13 protein-coding genes are annotated in these 16,027 nt (G+C 71.1%); 8 read left to right on the top strand and 5 right to left on the bottom strand.

Annotated elements, in window-relative coordinates:
* Window positions 1-48 precede the first annotated feature (48 nt).
* Window positions 49-1,935, bottom strand: coding sequence for an aconitase family protein (locus WME97_RS21540; RefSeq protein ID WP_437554479.1), 1,887 nt, complete (start codon window positions 1,933-1,935; stop codon window positions 49-51).
* A gap of 598 nt (window positions 1,936-2,533) precedes the next feature.
* Here WME97_RS21540 and WME97_RS21535 point away from each other — a divergent pair.
* The 5 genes from WME97_RS21535 (at window position 2,534) to WME97_RS21515 (ending at window position 9,330) form a co-directional block, all read left to right on the top strand.
* Window positions 2,534-2,893, top strand: coding sequence for a roadblock/LC7 domain-containing protein (locus WME97_RS21535; RefSeq protein WP_012236555.1), 360 nt, complete (start codon window positions 2,534-2,536; stop codon window positions 2,891-2,893).
* Window positions 2,890-3,357 carry a type II 3-dehydroquinate dehydratase gene (locus tag WME97_RS21530; RefSeq protein WP_437301589.1) on the top strand — a complete coding sequence of 156 codons (468 nt, stop codon included), beginning with the start codon at window positions 2,890-2,892 and terminating at the stop codon, window positions 3,355-3,357. The genes WME97_RS21535 and WME97_RS21530 overlap by 4 nt, the downstream gene beginning before the upstream one ends.
* Window positions 3,358-3,414: 57 nt before the next feature.
* Window positions 3,415-3,921 carry an acetyl-CoA carboxylase biotin carboxyl carrier protein gene (accB, locus tag WME97_RS21525; RefSeq protein WP_437554477.1) on the top strand — a complete coding sequence of 169 codons (507 nt, stop codon included), beginning with the start codon at window positions 3,415-3,417 and terminating at the stop codon, window positions 3,919-3,921.
* A gap of 21 nt (window positions 3,922-3,942) precedes the next feature.
* Entirely contained in the window at window positions 3,943-5,289 is a 1,347-nt protein-coding gene (gene accC, locus WME97_RS21520; RefSeq protein WP_437554476.1) for an acetyl-CoA carboxylase biotin carboxylase subunit, read from the top strand.
* A 216-nt stretch (window positions 5,290-5,505) separates the two neighbouring features.
* On the top strand, window positions 5,506-9,330 hold the full coding sequence (locus tag WME97_RS21515; protein ID WP_437554474.1) for an FAD-dependent oxidoreductase: 3,825 nt from the start codon (window positions 5,506-5,508) through the stop codon (window positions 9,328-9,330).
* A 126-nt stretch (window positions 9,331-9,456) separates the two neighbouring features.
* Here WME97_RS21515 and yhbY read toward each other — a convergent pair whose 3' ends face one another.
* Window positions 9,457-9,759, bottom strand: coding sequence for a ribosome assembly RNA-binding protein YhbY (gene yhbY / locus WME97_RS21510; protein ID WP_437554472.1), 303 nt, complete (start codon window positions 9,757-9,759; stop codon window positions 9,457-9,459).
* 370 nt (window positions 9,760-10,129) lie between these two features.
* Here yhbY and WME97_RS21505 point away from each other — a divergent pair, with 370 nt between their 5' ends.
* The 3 genes from WME97_RS21505 to meaB all read left to right on the top strand — a co-directional run bounded on the left by WME97_RS21505 (window position 10,130) and on the right by meaB (window position 12,432).
* Window positions 10,130-10,924, top strand: a complete 795-nt coding sequence (locus WME97_RS21505) for an arginyltransferase (protein ID WP_437300935.1) — start codon at window positions 10,130-10,132, stop codon at window positions 10,922-10,924.
* Window positions 10,925-10,986: 62 nt separating this feature from the next.
* The gene (locus tag WME97_RS21500) at window positions 10,987-11,289 is read left to right on the top strand and encodes a hypothetical protein (RefSeq protein WP_437554470.1); all 303 of its coding nucleotides are present in this window, start codon (window positions 10,987-10,989) and stop codon (window positions 11,287-11,289) included.
* Between the two features lie 66 nt (window positions 11,290-11,355).
* Window positions 11,356-12,432 carry a methylmalonyl Co-A mutase-associated GTPase MeaB gene (gene meaB / locus WME97_RS21495; RefSeq protein WP_437554468.1) on the top strand — a complete coding sequence of 359 codons (1,077 nt, stop codon included), beginning with the start codon at window positions 11,356-11,358 and terminating at the stop codon, window positions 12,430-12,432.
* 51 nt (window positions 12,433-12,483) lie between these two features.
* Here the strand turns inward: meaB and WME97_RS21490 are convergent, their stop codons facing one another.
* The 3 genes from WME97_RS21490 to WME97_RS21480 all read right to left on the bottom strand — a co-directional run bounded on the left by WME97_RS21490 (window position 12,484) and on the right by WME97_RS21480 (window position 15,217).
* Entirely contained in the window at window positions 12,484-12,765 is a 282-nt protein-coding gene (locus WME97_RS21490; protein WP_437554466.1) for a hypothetical protein, read from the bottom strand.
* 156 nt (window positions 12,766-12,921) lie between these two features.
* Window positions 12,922-13,683: an endonuclease III gene (gene nth / locus WME97_RS21485; protein WP_437555448.1), complete on the bottom strand. Its 762-nt coding sequence runs from the start codon at window positions 13,681-13,683 to the stop codon at window positions 12,922-12,924.
* Window positions 13,684-13,843: 160 nt separating this feature from the next.
* A complete protein-coding gene (locus WME97_RS21480) occupies window positions 13,844-15,217 on the bottom strand; it encodes a Fic family protein (RefSeq protein ID WP_437554465.1) in 1,374 nt (457 codons plus the stop codon).
* Between the last annotated feature and the right edge of the window lie 810 nt (window positions 15,218-16,027).

Genomic DNA, 16,027 nt, shown 5'->3' with positions numbered 1-16,027 from the left:
CTCCTCGCTCCTGCGGGAGGCTGCCTCGCCACCGGGATCCCGGCCCGGCTACCTCGCTGGTTTGCCCGCGCTGGGCGGCTGCCGCACGGTGCCTGCGTGGGTCCAGCTCCGCTCCATACCGGTCGCGAGCCAGGCGATCTCGACGCGCTCGCTCCCGAAGATCGCCGCGACGCGATCGCCCCACTGCGCGGGGGCGGGGAGCTCCACGCTCTTCTGGTCCTTGATGCTGCCGAGGGCCTCCGTGCCGACGAGGAACGTGGCGATCCCCTCGCTCGCGAACGCCGACACCGCGGTGCTCGGGACGAAGGGCGCGACCACCGCGCGCACCGTCGAGAGATCGGTCGCGCGCTCCGCGACCGCCCGCACCTCGTCGAGCGTCGACAGGACGAGCGCCACGCCGCCGGCCGCCTTGCCCTCGGCCGGCGCTGCCTGCCCCTGCGGGTCCGCGGCGGCCGCCGCGGGCGCCTCGACCGGCGCAGGGGCGGCGCGCCCGCGCGCCCCGACCGCGGCGTGCCCGTTCACCTTCGGCACGCCGGCGAGCACGTCGAGCGTCAGCGGCCCCTTCCACGGCACCGCCGCGGGCGCTGGCGGCGGCTTCTTCGTGCTCACCTGCTCCCCCTTCTTGTCGCGGAGGATCAGCACGTCGTCGGTCGGCAGCGCCCGCGGCACGGTCACCCGCACCGGCCGCTTGAACGACCGCGGATCGCCGACCGCGCCCGTCGCCACCGCGTAGGCCAGGGTCTCCGCCGAGGCCACGACGAACGACGGCGCCCCGGCGATGCGGGGCTCCGGATCCGCGGTGCGCAGCGACAGGCTGCCGGGCGGCGGCGGGTAGATCTCCGACGTGACGACGCGCCTGTCCGGCTCGACGATGCGCGCGCCCGTCGCGACGAGATCGACGAGCGCGCCCGACTGCGCGAGCACCTCGAGCACCTGCCGCGACGGCGGCGCGACGAGCAGGTCGAGCCGCGACGGGACGCGCTTCGACTTGAGCAGCAGCGCCGCCGCGAGCATGTCGCGCAACGTCACGCCGGAGTCGCCCCCGAGGACGACCTGCGCCACGGGCTTGCCGGCGAGATCGCGGACGGGCCGGACCACGCCCTCCTCGTCCATGAGGAGCGGATCGACCGTGCCGAGATCGATCGAGACGACCTCTTCGCACGGCGCGCCCGGGTCCGGCACGAGCGCGCGGTGGGCCTTCGACCTGCGCTGATCGCGGAGGAAGACCTCCGTCTTCTCGTCGCTCACGAACAGCGCCGCCGCCGCGCCGACCTGGGGCGCGATGCCGCAGAGCACCGCGCGGTCGCCCACGGAGAGCAGCCGCGCGCTCGGCCCGGCGAACTCGAGGATCACCGGCGCGTGGTGCTCGCCTTCGATGCGGCGCACCACCTCGTCGAGGTTCCTGCGGAGCAGCTCGAGGGCGACGTCCCGCGCGCAGACGAAGGGCCGCACCCTGCCCGAGAGGTGGATCTGCACGCTGCGGGGCGGCCGGAGCCAGACCGAGCCCGTGGCGAGCGCCTGCCCGAGCTGGCTCGGCGAGACGACGAGCGACAGCATGCCGATGCCGCCGACGGTCGTGAGGCGCGGGTCGTCCGTGAGGGCGAGCCGCGCCGGCGCCGCGAAGCGCTCCAGGTGAACGGGCGCAGGGAACCCGATGCCGGGCCGCGCGATCGGGATGTTGTAGGTCGGGAACTCGGGCGACACCGAGTGCGGGCTGCCCTCGTCGATATCCGCGAGCGAGCTCGCGTCGGCCACGCAGGTGCCGTCGTAGGCGACGGCGACTTCGACCGGCGTCTTCTTCATGCCCGTGGCGATGGCCTCGGCCAGCGCGCGCGACGGCGCCCTGGAGAGGATCACCTGGTCGACCTTGACCTGGACGAGATCACCGCGCAGCTGAGGATCCGTCGCCCGCCCGGCAAGGATCTTCTGGGGCATCGTGCGGGGGGGATCCCCGGCTCGAGCACGCATAGATGTTGGGCCGTCCTTGTTTTTCTTGATGAGATGGCGGGTACGGCGCACGCCGCTCCCGACCACGTTTGACGTCGGCCCCCCGGCGAGACGCGCCGGTGGGATCCGCCTCCGGACCTTGCCGCGAGGCGAAAGAACGGCCGCACGTTAGCCGCTCGCCTGGACGAGGGTCAAGGCGTGCTTTGGAGCGGGCCCCCAGGGGCGGGAATCGCCCGGCTGGGACCAGGATGCAAGAGGCAAAGCGCCCGCCCGGTCCAACGTTTCGCCGCGCTTCGCCTGTCGCGTCGTGTCGCGTCGTGTCGCGTCTGTTGCGCTGGTCCACGATGGCAGGCGGCCGGTACGAGCCTTCGCGGCGCTGCCGCGCAGTGCCATCTGTCGTCAACGTCGTGCGCGCCCGTCTGCCAGGGGCCTGGCCGCGTGCGTCCGGCTGCCATCGGCTCGGGCGCGCGCGGCCGAGCGGGTCGGGCGACGATGAGGAGCGCCGGCTCTCCCGCGCCGCGGCGCGAGATGCCGGGCCAGGTTCGTTTGTTTTCCCGATCGTGCCGCGCTTGGGTAATCTCGGCGCATGTTCCAGGCCGTGCTGAAGGAAGTCGTAGAGAACACCGAGGGCGGCATCGCGACCCTTCTCATGGATTTCGAGGGGATCCCGGTCGACAGCTACTCCAAGCCGGGGGCCGCGTTCGACATCACCACCATCGGCGCGGAGTTCAGCGTCGTGTTGAAGTCGATCCAGCGCGCCGCCGAGATGCTCGACGCGGGCAACGCCGCCGAGATCGCGATCCAGGCCGAGAAGGTCACGACCCTGATCCGCGTCGTGAACAACTCGTACTTCGTGGCCTTCTCGATGACGCCCGACGCGAACATCGGCAAGGCCCGGTACCTCCTGCGCACCAAGGTGCCGGTGCTGCTGAAGGAGCTCGCCTGAGCGGCTTCAGCATCTCGGTCATCTCCGGGCCGAACCTCGATCGACTGGGCAAGCGCGAGCCAGCGATCTACGGCACGGCCACGCTGGATGACGTTCACCGCGCCGTCGAGGAGGCCGCGAAGGCCCGCGGCGCCTCGGTGTCGTGCATGCAATCGAACTGCGAGGGAGAGCTCGTGACCGCGATCAGCCACGCTGGCGATCGCGGCTTCCACGGCATCCTCCTCAACGCCGGTGCCTACACGCACACCTCCATCGCGCTCTATGACGCGATCCGCGCGAGCGCGCTTCCTACCGTCGAGGTGCACATCTCCAACCCGGACGGCCGTGAGCCGTTCCGCCGTCGGTCCCGCATCGCGCCTGCGTGCATGGCGCGCGTCGCGGGTTTCGGTCCGAGCTCGTATGTCCTTGGGCTGATCGGGCTGATCGGGCATCTGGAGAAGCTGCGATCCGACGAAAGAGGTTGAACATGCGCCGTCACTCTGGTTGAAAGGCGGCAAACATCGATGGCCGAACGTCCTTCCATGAACATCAACCTCAAGCAGTTGCGGGCGCTGGTACGCATCTTAGAGAAGCGCAACGTGAACGACTTCGAGTTCGAGGACGAACACGTTCGCATTCGCCTCACGCGCGGAGGCGTCATCCCGCAGGGCGCGGCGCCGCATCTCGCGCCCGCCGCCTTCCAGCTCCACAGCGCGCCGGTCGCGCCGCCGCCGGCGCCGCCCGCGGCGGCACCTGCGCCGGCCGCCGCGCCCGCGCCGGCGGCCCCTGCGGCGGCGAGCGACGAGGGGATCTCCTATGTGACGTCGCCGTTCGTCGGCACGTTCTACCGATCGCCGTCGCCCGATGCGCCCCCGTTCGTCGATGTGGGCAGCGCGATCCGCGTGGGTCAGGCGCTCTGCATCATCGAGGCGATGAAGCTGATGAACGAGATCGAGGCGGACTCTCCGGGCACGATCGTCGAGATCCTCGTCGACAACGGCAAGCCGGTCGAGTTCGGGCAGCGTCTCTTCAAGGTGCGGGGCAGCTAGAGCTGCCCGGGCGAGGGTGCCGTGTTCCAGAAGATCCTGATCGCCAATCGCGGCGAGATCGCGATGCGTGTCATCCGCGCCTGCCGCCTGCTCGGCATCCGCACGGTAGCCATCCACTCCGAGGCGGACGCCGCGGCGCTGCACGTCCGGTTCGCGGACGAGGCCGTGTGCGTCGGTCCGGCCGAGGCGTCGAAGAGCTACCTCAACATCCCGCAGATCATCGCGGCGGCGGAGGTCACGGGCGCCGACGCCATCCACCCAGGCTACGGGTTCCTCTCGGAGAACGCGAAGTTCGCCGAGCTTTGCAAGAAGTGCCGCCTCACCTTCATCGGGCCGACCGCGGAGGCGATGCGGACCTGGGGCGACAAGGTGTCCGCGCGCGAGGTCGCCAAGCGCTTCGGCATCCCCATGCTCAGCGGCACGGGCGTGCTCAAGAGCGCGGCGGACGCGGCCGAGCAGGCCGAGCGCGTCGGCTATCCGGTGATCCTGAAGGCCTCCGGCGGCGGCGGCGGCAGGGGCATGCGCATCGTCCGCGAGGCCGGCGAGGTGCAGCGCTCGTTCGAGATCGCGACGCAGGAGGCCCTGAGCGGCTTCAAGAACCCGGACGTCTACCTCGAGCGCTACGTCGAGGCGCCGCGCCACATCGAGTTCCAGGTGCTCGCGGATCAGCACGGGGGCGTGTGGACGCTGGGCGAGCGCGAGTGCTCGCTCCAGCGCCGGCACCAGAAGGTGATGGAGGAGTCGCCCAGCCCGGCGATGGACAACGAGAAGCGCTCCCGGATGGGCGACATCCTCCGGGGTGCGATCCTCGAGACCGGCTACACCGGCCTGGGCACGCTCGAGTTCCTGATGGATGAGCGAGGCGAGCTCTTCTTCATGGAGATGAACACCCGCGTCCAGGTCGAGCACCCGGTCACCGAGATGGTGACCGGCGTCGATCTGGTCGCGCAGCAGATCCTCGCCGCTGCAGGCGAGCGCCTCTCGCTCCCCGACACGCGGCCCTGGAGCTTCCGGGGCCACGCCATCGAGTGCCGGATCAACGCCGAGGACGCGCGCTCGTTCGTGCCGTGGCCGGGCCTCATCACGGAGTACCACTCGCCCGGCGGCGTCGGGATCCGCGTCGATTCCGGCGTGTACGGCGGTTTCCGCGTTCCCAGCTCCTACGATTCGCTGGTGGCGAAGGTGATCGCGCACGGCGCGAACCGGGCCGAGGCGATCGCCAGGCTCCGGTGCGCGCTCGACGAGTTCATCATCGGCGGCATCCGCACGAACATCCCGCTGCACCAGGCGCTGCTGCGAGATCCAGAGGTCGTCGCCGGCAACATCTCCACGCATACGATCGAGCGCGTCGTCTCGCAGGGATTCTGACGCGGCGCACCGGCGTGGTTGACGTGTCGATGCGCGCAGCGGTTGCGTGATCGAGTGCTCGACGCGCTGACCAGCGCAGCGCGAGCTCGATTGAATGTTGCTCGAGCACCAGGTCGAAAGTGCGACCTGGTGCTACTTTACGTCGCTCTCGAGGCTGCGCGGGCAAGCCCTCGTCGGGTGAGCGAACCCTTGAACTAGAAAGCATTTGCCGCGGGTATGGAAGCGAACGCTGGAGTGCAGGCTGACTTCTCTTCGTGGGTGCAGGCGACCTCCGATGCCTCCGAGCTCGAGCTCGGGCTCCCTGGCTTCGGCTACGCCGATCTCTTCGACCCTGCGAAGCTCGCCGAGCTGACGGAGCGGTTCGAGGAGTATTTCCACGCAGCAGACGAAGGCGCCTACGCGCGCTTCGACGCTTACCGGGCCTCGCTGCGCGCGGCGCAGGCGGACGCCTCCGGCGCGGGCCGGCCTGCGCTCACGCCGGAGCAGGTCTCCGAGGCGCTCCTCGCGGCGGCGCCCCACGTCGGCCGCTTCGTGGCGACGCTCTTCCGGGTCGAGCGGGAGACGCAGGCGCAGATCGACGCGACCCTCGAGCGGAGCGCGCTCTGGGACTTCAAGCGCGAGTTCTCGAAGAAGCGCCTGTTCAAGCCGAACCCGGGGAAGTCGTGGCGGGGCACGCACGTCGAGGCGGCGCACGCGGCGCGTCGGTCGCTCGCGGCCATGGGCGCGCCTGCGAGCGCGCTCGACGGCGGCTCCGCCGCGGAGGAGCTCGCGATCGCCCGCGCGACGCTCGCCCTGATCGAGGTCGACGAGATCGCCCGCAAGGCCGCGAAGGCCGGCGGCGCGAAGTGGACGGACGAGCTCCGCGAGCGGGCGGCGAAGGTGCGCGCGGCGCTGCGGGAGGACCCGGCGCTCGCCGAGGGTGTGGCGCCGGCGGCGGCCGTCGCTGGCGCGGAGCCGACCGAGGCCGAGGACGGGGCGGTCGTGGCGCTCGCGCTCGACGCCGTCGAGGCGTGGCTCGCGGCGCGCCGCGCGGACGAGCACGATCCGGCGCGGCGGTGGCCGACGCTGAAGGCGCCGCGCACGCTCGACTACCAGGAGCTCGTGCAGCTGCAGAGGAAGGGCGCGAACGGCAGCCCGGGCTCCGCCGAGCTCCTCGTCGGCCCCGAGCACGAGCGGAGGGACCGGGACGGCTTCGCGCTGACGGACCGTCGCGCGCCGCCCCGCGAGGTCGAGAGCCAGGTCGACTACTGCCTCTTCTGCCACGATCGCGACAAGGACTCGTGCTCGAAGGGCCTGCGCGACAACAAGACCGGGGCGATCAAGGCGAACCCGCTCGGCGTCGAGCTGAACGGCTGCCCGCTCGACGAGAAGATCAGCGAGATGCACACCATGCGGGGGCGGGGCGAGTCGATCGCCGCGCTCGCGCTCGTCTGCCTCGACAACCCGATGTGCCCCGGCACCGGCCACCGCATCTGCAACGACTGCATGAAGGCGTGCGTCTTCCAGAAGCAGGAGCCGGTGGACATCCCGCAGATCGAGACCGCGGCGCTCACGGACGTGCTGTCGCTCCCGTGGGGCCTCGAGATCTACGGGTTCCTCACGCGCTGGAACCCGCTCGACGCGCTGCGGCCGCACGCGCTCCCGTACAACGGCAAGAACGTGCTCGTCGTCGGCCTCGGCCCGGCCGGCTACACGCTCTCGCACCACCTCACGCGGCAGGGCTTCGCGTGCGTGGCGATCGACGGGCTGAAGATCGAGCCGCTGCCGGTCGAGCTCACGGGCGACGAATCGCGCCCGCCGCGCCCGGTCAAGGATTTCAAGCGGCTCTACACAGAGCTCGACGAGCGCGTCCTCCTCGGCTTCGGCGGGGTGAGCGAGTACGGGATCACGGTGCGATGGGACAAGAACTTCCTCACCGTCCTGTACGTCACGCTGGCCCGGCAGCGGCTGCTCCGGATCTACGGCGGCGTGCGGTTCGGCGGGACGATCGATCTCGACGACGCCTTCCGGCTCGGGTTCCACCACGTCGCGATCGCGGCGGGCGCGGGGCGCCCGACGATCATCCCGCTCAAGAACAACCTCGCGCGCGGCATCCGCAAGGCGTCGGACTTCCTGATGGCGCTCCAGCTCGCCGGGGCCTACAAGCGCTCGGCGCTCGCGAACCTCCAGGTGCGCCTGCCGGCGGTGGTGATCGGCGGCGGCCTCACGGCGATCGACACCGCGACGGAGCTCGCCGCGTACTACGTCGTGCAGGCCGAGAAGACGGCCGACCGGCTCGACGCGCTGATCGCGGAGCGCGGAGAGGCCGCCGTCCTCGCGATGTTCGACGAGGAGGAGCGGGAGTTTTTGGCCGAGCAGCGGCGCCACGCGGAGGAGATCCGCGACGAGCGCGCGCGCGCCGCGCGCGAGGGGCGCCCGCCGCGCTTCCAGGGCCTGATCGACGCGTGGGGAGGCGTCTCGCTGGTCTACCGGAAGCGGCTCATCGACTCGCCGGCGTACCGGCTGAACCACGAAGAGGTCGCCAAGTCGCTCGAGGAAGGGATCCGCTACGTCGAGAACCTCGCCCCAATCGAGGCGGTGCTCGACGAGCGCGGGTGCGTCTCCTCGCTCGTCTTCGATCGGCAGGAGATCGTCGACGGCAAGTGGCGGAGCGCGGGGCAGGCGGTCTCGATCCCTGCCCGCACCGTGTGCGTCGCGGCCGGGACGAGCCCCAACGTCACGTACGAGAAGGAGCGCCCGGGCTCGTTCGTGTTCGACAAGTGGCGGCAGTTCTTCCAGCCGCACCGCGCCTACGTCGATGAGGGCGGCGCGCTCAAGGTGGAGCCGGCCAAGCCGCGGGAGGGCTTCTTCACGAGCTACAACGACGGCGAGCACGCGGTGAGCTTCTACGGCGACAACCACCCCCACTACGCGGGGAGCGTCGTGAAGGCGATGGCGAGCGCCAAGGACGCGTACCCGTCCGTCGTCGCGCTGTTCCGCCACGACATCGCCCGGCTCGGCGAGGAGCCGCAGGCCGCGCGCGACGGGCGGCGGCGCGACCTCTTCGCCCGCCTCGATCACGACCTCGGCGCGGTGGTCGAGCGGGTCGAGCGGCTCACGCCGACGATCGTCGAGGTGGTCGTGCGCGCGCCCGCGGCGGCGCGGAAGTTCGAGCCCGGGCAGTTCTACCGGCTGCAGAACTACGAGGTGCGCTCGCCCGTGATCCGCGGCACGCGGCTCGCGATGGAGGGCCTCGCGCTCACGGGCGCGTGGGTCGACAAGGAGAAGGGGCTGCTGTCGCTCATCGCGCTCGAGATGGGCGCGTCCTCCCGCCTGCTCGCCGCGCTGCGCCCGGGCGAGGAGGTCGTCGTGATGGGGCCGACCGGGACGCCCACGGACATCCCCGAGGGGGAGACCGTGCTGCTCGCCGGCGGCGGGCTCGGCAACGCCGTCCTGTTCTCGATCGCGAAGGCGCTGAAGGCGCGCGGCGACCGCGTGATCTACTTCGCCGGCTACCGGCGCGGCGAGGATCTCTTCAAGCAGGACGAGATCGAGGTGGCGACCGACCAGGTCGTCTGGTGCACGGACGGCGGCGCCGAGATCCCGCCGCGGCGCGCGACCGACCACCACTTCCGCGGCAACATCGTCCAGGCGATGAGGGCCTACGCCGAGCGCCAGCTCGGCGGCGAGCTGGCGGCCCTCTCGGAGGTCCGTCGCATCATCGCGATCGGCTCGGACAAGATGATGAACGCCGTGCGCGAGGCGCGGCACGGCGTGCTGGCGCCGCACCTGGATCCGAAGCACGTGGGCATCGCGAGCATCAACTCGCCGATGCAGTGCATGATGAAGGAGGTCTGCGCGCAGTGCCTCCAGCGGCACGTGGACCCGGAGACGGGCAAGGAGACGCTGGTCTTCTCGTGCTTCAACCAGGACCAGCTCATCGACCACGTCGACTTCAAGAACCTCGCCGCGAGGCTCCGGGCCAACACGGTGCAGGAGAAGCTGTCGAACGCCTGGCTCGATCACCTGCTGGCCGAGCGCCCCTCGCTCCGGCACGTGTGACGCAGGCTTGGGCCTCGGCGATCCGAGGCCTCGCCGCCGCGGAACGCGGGAAGGCGGCCTCGGCAGCGTCTCGTCGACTCGAGGTGCCCGAGGCCGCGCAGGGTGGGGGTGCGCGGCCGTTCGCGGTCAGCTGCCCGCGGGCAGCTTGATCTTCGGCTCCTTGGGGTGGCGCCGGTACAGCAGGATCGTCCGCCCCAGCGTCTGCGCCACGGCGGCTCGGAGCCGCCCGGAGAGGGTGTCGGCGACGTCGTCCAGCTCGTCCGGGCACTCGGTGCCCAGGCGTACCTTCACGAGCTCGTGTCGCTCCAAGGCGGCGTCGACGGCCGCGACGACGCCGTCGGTCAGGCCGGCCTTGCCGAGCTGCACGACCGGTTCGAGGTGATGCCCCAGCGCGCGGAGGTGGCGGCGCTGCTTTCCTGTCAGATCCAAAGCGTTCGGCCTTTCTTGAGGCGGTCGCGCGATTCGGGCGCTCGATGGTCGAGGGACGTCCCTGTCGCGGTCGCGCGCGCGGTCATACTGGCCTCCGGGCCAAGCGAAAAGGGCGCGCCGCGCGGGCTCTTCGCACAACGCGTGATCGCTCAGGCGCCAGCGCCGGTAAACCGGAGCATGCAGCATGTGTGGGGTGCACGTGGGTTTGCATGGGTAGATGTGCGATAAGGGCCAGCGCGGCGCAAGCGGTCGGAGCTCTCAGGGGGCCCGGGCGCTCTGGGTTTTGCTTGACGTGGCCGTGCAACAGGCATCCCCTCGATCTAGCGGCCGGCAGCTCGACGGGGGATCGAGCGCTCGGATCGACACCGACATGGGCTCATCGAGCGAGCGAGATGCGGTAGCGGGGCAGGACGCCGAGCTCCCTCGGCTGGATGAGGGAGCGGACCCGATCGAGCTCACGGTCCATGACGAGGTGAGCCCCTGTCCGTACCTGCCTGAAGCCGAGGCGCGGATGCCGCTGCGCGTGCCCATCCGTCCGCTCACGCGCGCGGAGTTCGACCAGCGGCTCGTCGCGGGCAACCGCCGCCATGGCAAGCTGCTCTACCGCACCCAGTGCCCCTCCTGCCGGGCGTGCGAGCCGATCCGGATCGTCGTTCGTGACTTCGTCCCCGGCCGCACGCAGCGCCGGGTGCTCCGCCGCGGAGAGCGGGTGGTGGACGTCGAGATCGGCCCGCCCGTGACCACGCGGGAGAAGATCATCCTGTACAACCGGCACAAGCACGGCCGGGGGTTGATGCGCGATGACGGTCCGCTCGGCGCCGAGGGGTACGAGGCGTTCCTCGTGGACAGCTGCTGCGAGACGTTCGAGATGCGCTATCGCGTCGGCGGCCGTCTCGTCGGGGTCGCCGTCGTGGATCGGGGGCAGGATTCGCTGTCCGCGGTCTACTCGTTCTACGAGCCCGAGCTGGAGCCGCTGAGCCCCGGTGTCTTCTCGATCCTGAAGCAGCTCGAGCTGTGCCGTTCCTGGGGCCTCCGGTACCTGTACCTCGGCCTTTACGTCGAGCGCTGCTCGCGGCTGGTCTACAAGGCCCAGTACCTGCCGCACGAGCGGCTCATCGATGGCCGCTGGCGGCGCTTCGAGCGGCAGCCGCCTGCGGCGCCATGACAGGAGCACGCCGCTGGATTTCGCGAGCGCGCCGCTCGGCGTCTCGTGGCAAGGACGTACCCATGTGGAATCGCGCTCTCGCTTTCACCTCGTGCGCTGCGCTCTGGGCTCTCTTCGTCGTCGCGTGCGGCGACACGAGGCCGATCTTCGACACCGCCGCCGGCGGCGCCGGGGGCGCCGGCTCGTCGGTAGGCGGGGAGGGCGGAGCAGGCGGCGGGTCGTCCGGTGGCGGCGGTGAGGCCGGCGGCGGCACGGCCGGCGGCGACGGTACGGCCGGCGGCGACGGTACCGGCGGCGGTGGCGGCACGGCCGGTGGCGACGGTACGACCGGCGGTGGTGGCACCGGCGGTGCCGGGGCAGGGTAGGTAGGCCGGCGCCGCGTTGCCCGCGGGCCGGTTGTGTTCCGGCATCGCCGGGCCTAAGCCGCTCGCGTGCATCCGCTTGCAGACAAGGTCCTTGCCCGCGACATGCGCGCGACGGCGCGGGCCTGCCGGCTCGTCGACGACCGCGTCGGCGACCATGCCGCGATCCTGAAGGATCTCTTCCCCCATACCGGCCGCGCGTGGGTCCTCGGCGTGACGGGGAACCCGGGGGCAGGCAAGAGCACGCTCACCGATCGGCTGATCAGCGTATTCCGGGGGCAAGGTCGCCGGGTCGCCGTGGTGGCGGTCGATCCCACGAGCCCGTTCACCGGCGGCGCGATCCTCGGCGACCGCATCCGCATGCAGGCCCATTTCGACGATCCCGACGTGTTCATCCGGTCGCTGGCGACCCGGGGCGCGCTCGGCGGGCTGTCGCGCTCGGTGGTGGACGTCGTGCGGGTGCTCGACGCCTGGGGCGCGGACGTCGTGGTGGTCGAGACCGTCGGCGTCGGGCAGGACGAGCTCGAGATCACGCGGATGGCGCACACCACCCTGGTCGTCGCCGCGCCGGGGATGGGCGACGAGGTGCAGGCGATCAAGGCGGGCATCCTGGAGTGCGCCGACGTCTTCGCCGTGAACAAGGCCGATCGGGACGGGGCCGACGCGGCGGTGCGCGATCTGGAGCTCATGATCGCGCTCGGCGGCGAGGTGGCGGCGGCCTCCGGACGGGCGCGCGGGCACAGCGCCGCGGCGCTCCACGCCCGCGCGCAGAGGGCGCCCTCTCCAGGTGGCGAGCCCGTCGAAGGTCCGTGGGAGCCCGTGATCGCGCGGACCGTGGCCACACGTAACGAGGGCGTGGCGGCGCTCGTGGACAAGCTGGAGGGGCACCGGGCGTGGCTGTTCGGGACCGAGGCCGGCGCTGCGCGCCGAGAGGAGCGCCTGCGCGAGGCGATGCACGTGCAGCTCCGCGACGCGCTCACCGACGCCGCGGTCGCCGCGCTCGGTCCCGCGCTCGAGGCCGCGGTGCATGCCGTCGCGCGGCGCGACATCGACCCCTACACGGCGTCGGAGCGGCTCGTCGCAACCTTCCGCAGCGCAGGCGCCGTCTCGGCTGGCGCCGCCGTCGCGCCCGGCGGCGGGACCTGAGCGGCGGCCAGGAGGCCGGGGCGGCCGGCTCAGATCGGCCGCGCGGCAGCGCTAGTCGAGGCAGCGATCCAGCGCGTCTTTCTCGGGTTTACAGGACGTACTCCACTTGTCGTCGCGGTTGCAGATCCCGGTGTCGTCCTCGCACTCCAGGAGAGCGTCGTACTGGTCGACGCACCCGCGGCGGTCGGCGTCCACGTACCTGTCATCGTAGCGATCGAGGCAGTCGCCGTACTCGCGGTCGCTGCACCCCTCGCAGTCGCACTTGTAGTCGCAGAGATCGTCCTCCAGAGGGCTGCACGCCGCGGTGAAGAGGCAGGCAAGGGTGAGGATCATGTGCGAAGCCTTCATCGGCCCAAGGTTATCCCGCGTCCTCGGCTCCAGCGCGATAAACAGCTCGCTGGGCGCCGAGCGGCGATGAGCCGCGCTCGCCTGCTTCCCACCTTCCGCCGGTGCGCTCGACACCCACTTTGCGCGCAGCGCGGCTGGCGCTCACGGCGCGGCGCCGCGGCGGCGTGGCGGCTTGCGCCCCACGTTCTCTGCGCGGAACGCGCTCGGGCACGCGTCGCTGATCCCGCAGCCTCCGCACGCTGGCTTCCTCGCGAAGCAGATCCGGCGGCCGTGGAAGATCAGCGTGTGGGACAGCATATCCCAGTCGCGCCGCGGGAAGAGCGCCACGAGGTCGCGCTCGATCTGCTCTGGCTTGTCGCTGGTCGTCCACACGAGCCGCTGCGACAAGCGCTGCACGTGGGTATCGACCACGACGCCCTCCGGCGCTCCGAAGGCGACGCCGAGCACCACATTCGCCGTCTTGCGCCCGACGCCAGGCAGCTTCACGAGCTCGGCGAGCGTCCTCGGCACCTCGCCGCCGTGCCGCTCGATGAGGCCTCGCGCGAGCCCCACGATGTTCTTCCCTTTCTGGTTGAACATGCCCATCCCGAGCCGCTTGAGGAGCGCGCCCACCTCGGCGGCATCGGCGCTGGCGAGGGCGCGGGCGTCGGGATACGCGCCGAACAGGTGGGGGGTCACCTTGTTGACCAGCACGTCCGTCGTCTGGGCGCTGAGCACCGTCGCGACGAGAAGCTCGAACGAGGATCGATGAGCCAGCTCGCAGTGGGCGTCCGGGTGCAGCGCCCGCAGCCGCGCGAAGGTGGCCGGAGGCGTGCTCGGCGCTGCGCGCGCCGGCCTCGGCCGAGCCGCGTCGGCGAGCGCTGTCGCCTTCTTGGACCTCGACGCGCGCGTCTTCGCCGCGATCGGAGCACCCCCGCGAGCCGCCCTGTCCGGCCGCTTCACCGTGGGTGCGACGCCCTCGTCTCGATGTTTGTCTGCGGGATCGACAGCGACGGACGCGGGCGGTCGGCGCGCGCCTCGCCCAGTCAGGACGAGGTCTCGCGCGCGACCGCCCTCTGCCGTTTCAGCTGACGAAGGCGCGCTTCCGCGTCTCATGCTCATCGAGGAGCTTCTCGACGCTCGCGAGCGCGTTTTCCACCGACTCTTGCACCATCTGCAGCACCGTCGTCGCCGAGCCCTTCAGCGCCTCGTAGTAGCGCTGCCGCTCGGTCGAGTGGATGATCGACGGAGGCAGGCCCGTGCGGAGCAGCAGCATGTTCATGAACAGCCTCGCGACCTTGCCGCTGTCGTTCGGGAACGGGTAGACCCGCAGCAGATCGTAGTGCGCGCGCGCAGCGATCCGGATGCCGTTCCGCGTCTTCCGCGTCTCGGGGTCGTTCAGCCAGTCGATGATCTGACGCACCTTGTAGGCGATCTTGTCCGGCGGAGCGTACTCGTGGAAGTAGAGCCGGTGCTGGGGGATATCCTTGCGGTATTTCACCGTCTTGAGGTCCCCCTCCTCCGGATGGAGGATCAGGTACAGCTTCTTCATGCAGTCGAGCGTGAGCGGGGCCCGCTTGTTCTCGCCCTGCTCGCGCACGTACGCGATGGCCTCCTTGTGCCGCCGGATGTCATCGTACGTCGGCTGAAGGCTCGAGTCCGTCACGAGCGGCGCCGGGCCGGCGAGGGCCGCGCGCAGCTCGTCGAACGTGTAGACCACCCCTTCGAGCGCGCTGTCGTGGTAAATCCACGACATATCGAGGCTGTCGATGTAGCGCCGCCGGAAGTCCTCCGACTGCGCGCTCAACCGCTGCTCGATGATCGCGCTGCGCTCCTCGATGGTGGCGCGCCGAGGCGGCGGCAGCATCGGCAGCGGCAGGGTGACCACCCGCGGCGCCTCCCGGAGCGGGGCGCGACCCGGACGGCGCTCGATCGACGCCCCCGCGCTCTTCCCCTTCGCCACGCCCGGCCGCGCGCTCTTCTTGTCGATGACCGGTTTGTCGCTCGTGCGCGACGGCCTGTCGCTCGTGCGCGACGGCCTGTCGCTCGTGCGCGACGGCCTGTCGCTCGTGCGCGACGGCCTGTCGCTCGCCCGGCGCGGTCGCTCGGCCTCGCCCGGCTCGGCCTGCTCCCTGACGTCCTTGAGCTTCAGCTTCTCCTTGAGCTTCAGCTTCTCCTTGGGCTTGGGCTGGTCGTCGAGCCTCAGCTTCAGCTTCTTGCGGAGCTTCGTCGGCTCCGCCGCCTGCGCCGCGAGCGCCCGCTCGGAGCGCGCCGCGATCTTTCTCCGGACGAGCCTCGGCTTGGTGGCCTTGACCCGCACGAGCCTCGGCTTGGTGGCCTTGACCCGCGCGACCTTCGTCTTCGCGGCCTTCGCCTTCCGCGCCCGCCCGGCGACCGCCCTGGTCTTCGCGGCCCTGGCCTTCGTGGCCCTCGGCTTCGTGACCCTGGCGCGGGTCACCCTGGCCTTCGTGGCCTTGGCCCTCGCCGTCTTCGCTCGCGTGGCCTTGGCCTTCGCCGCCCTCGCCTTGACCTTCGTCGCCCTCGCCTTCGCCCTGGCCTTGGTGGTCCTGAGCTTGGCGGCGGCGCGCGTCGACCTGGCCTTCGTCCTGGCCGCGGCCTTCTTCGCCTTGGAAGCGCTCGTTCGCTTCGCGGCCGCGCGGGTGGACTTCTTCGCCCTCCCGACCGCCGCTTTCTTCCTCGTGCCCGTACGGGTTGCCCGCGCCGGTGCGCGCGCCGCCTTGCGCCGCGCCGGGGCCGCCGACTTGCGGGCGGTCGCCCGTTTTGTCGTGGTTTTCCGGCGCTTTGCCGCCTTTACGGCAGCGGTGCGTCGCGCAGCAGGACGAGAGGACGCGGCCTTCCGCTTCGGCTTGCGCGCGGCTGAGCGGGCGGCAGGCTTTGCCTTCCGCGTCCGCGCTGTCGAGGCTGCTCGCCTCGAGCTTGCCGCGCTGGCCTTGGTCGCTCTCTTCCGGTCTTTTTTCGAAGTTTTTCGGGTCTTCTTTGCCGCCATGGGCGTGCTTTCACACAATCGCTCAGGCTGCCCGCTGCCACGCTGCGGCGAGCTAACATACGATCGACAAGGCCTAATGCCGGCCAGCAGCCTAGCAATTTGGGGATTTATCCGTCAACCAGTCCGGTGCGGAAGTGGGCAGGAAGCGACATCCCTCAGCTGGATCGTCAATGATCCAGTTGACCGGCCCTGCCAGATTGCGCCCGCGGTCCTGCCAGGCGTAGCTCGAGGCCGGGCGCGAGCGCTCCGCGACCGAGGGGC

The sequence above is a fragment of the Sorangium sp. So ce367 genome, from assembly GCF_051520455.1.
In the GTDB taxonomy this organism is placed as follows: Bacteria; Myxococcota_A; Polyangia; order Polyangiales; family Polyangiaceae; genus Sorangium; species Sorangium cellulosum_B.
The sequence above is the reverse complement of the archived record's forward strand: the minus strand, read 5'-3'. Positions and strand labels throughout refer to the sequence as shown.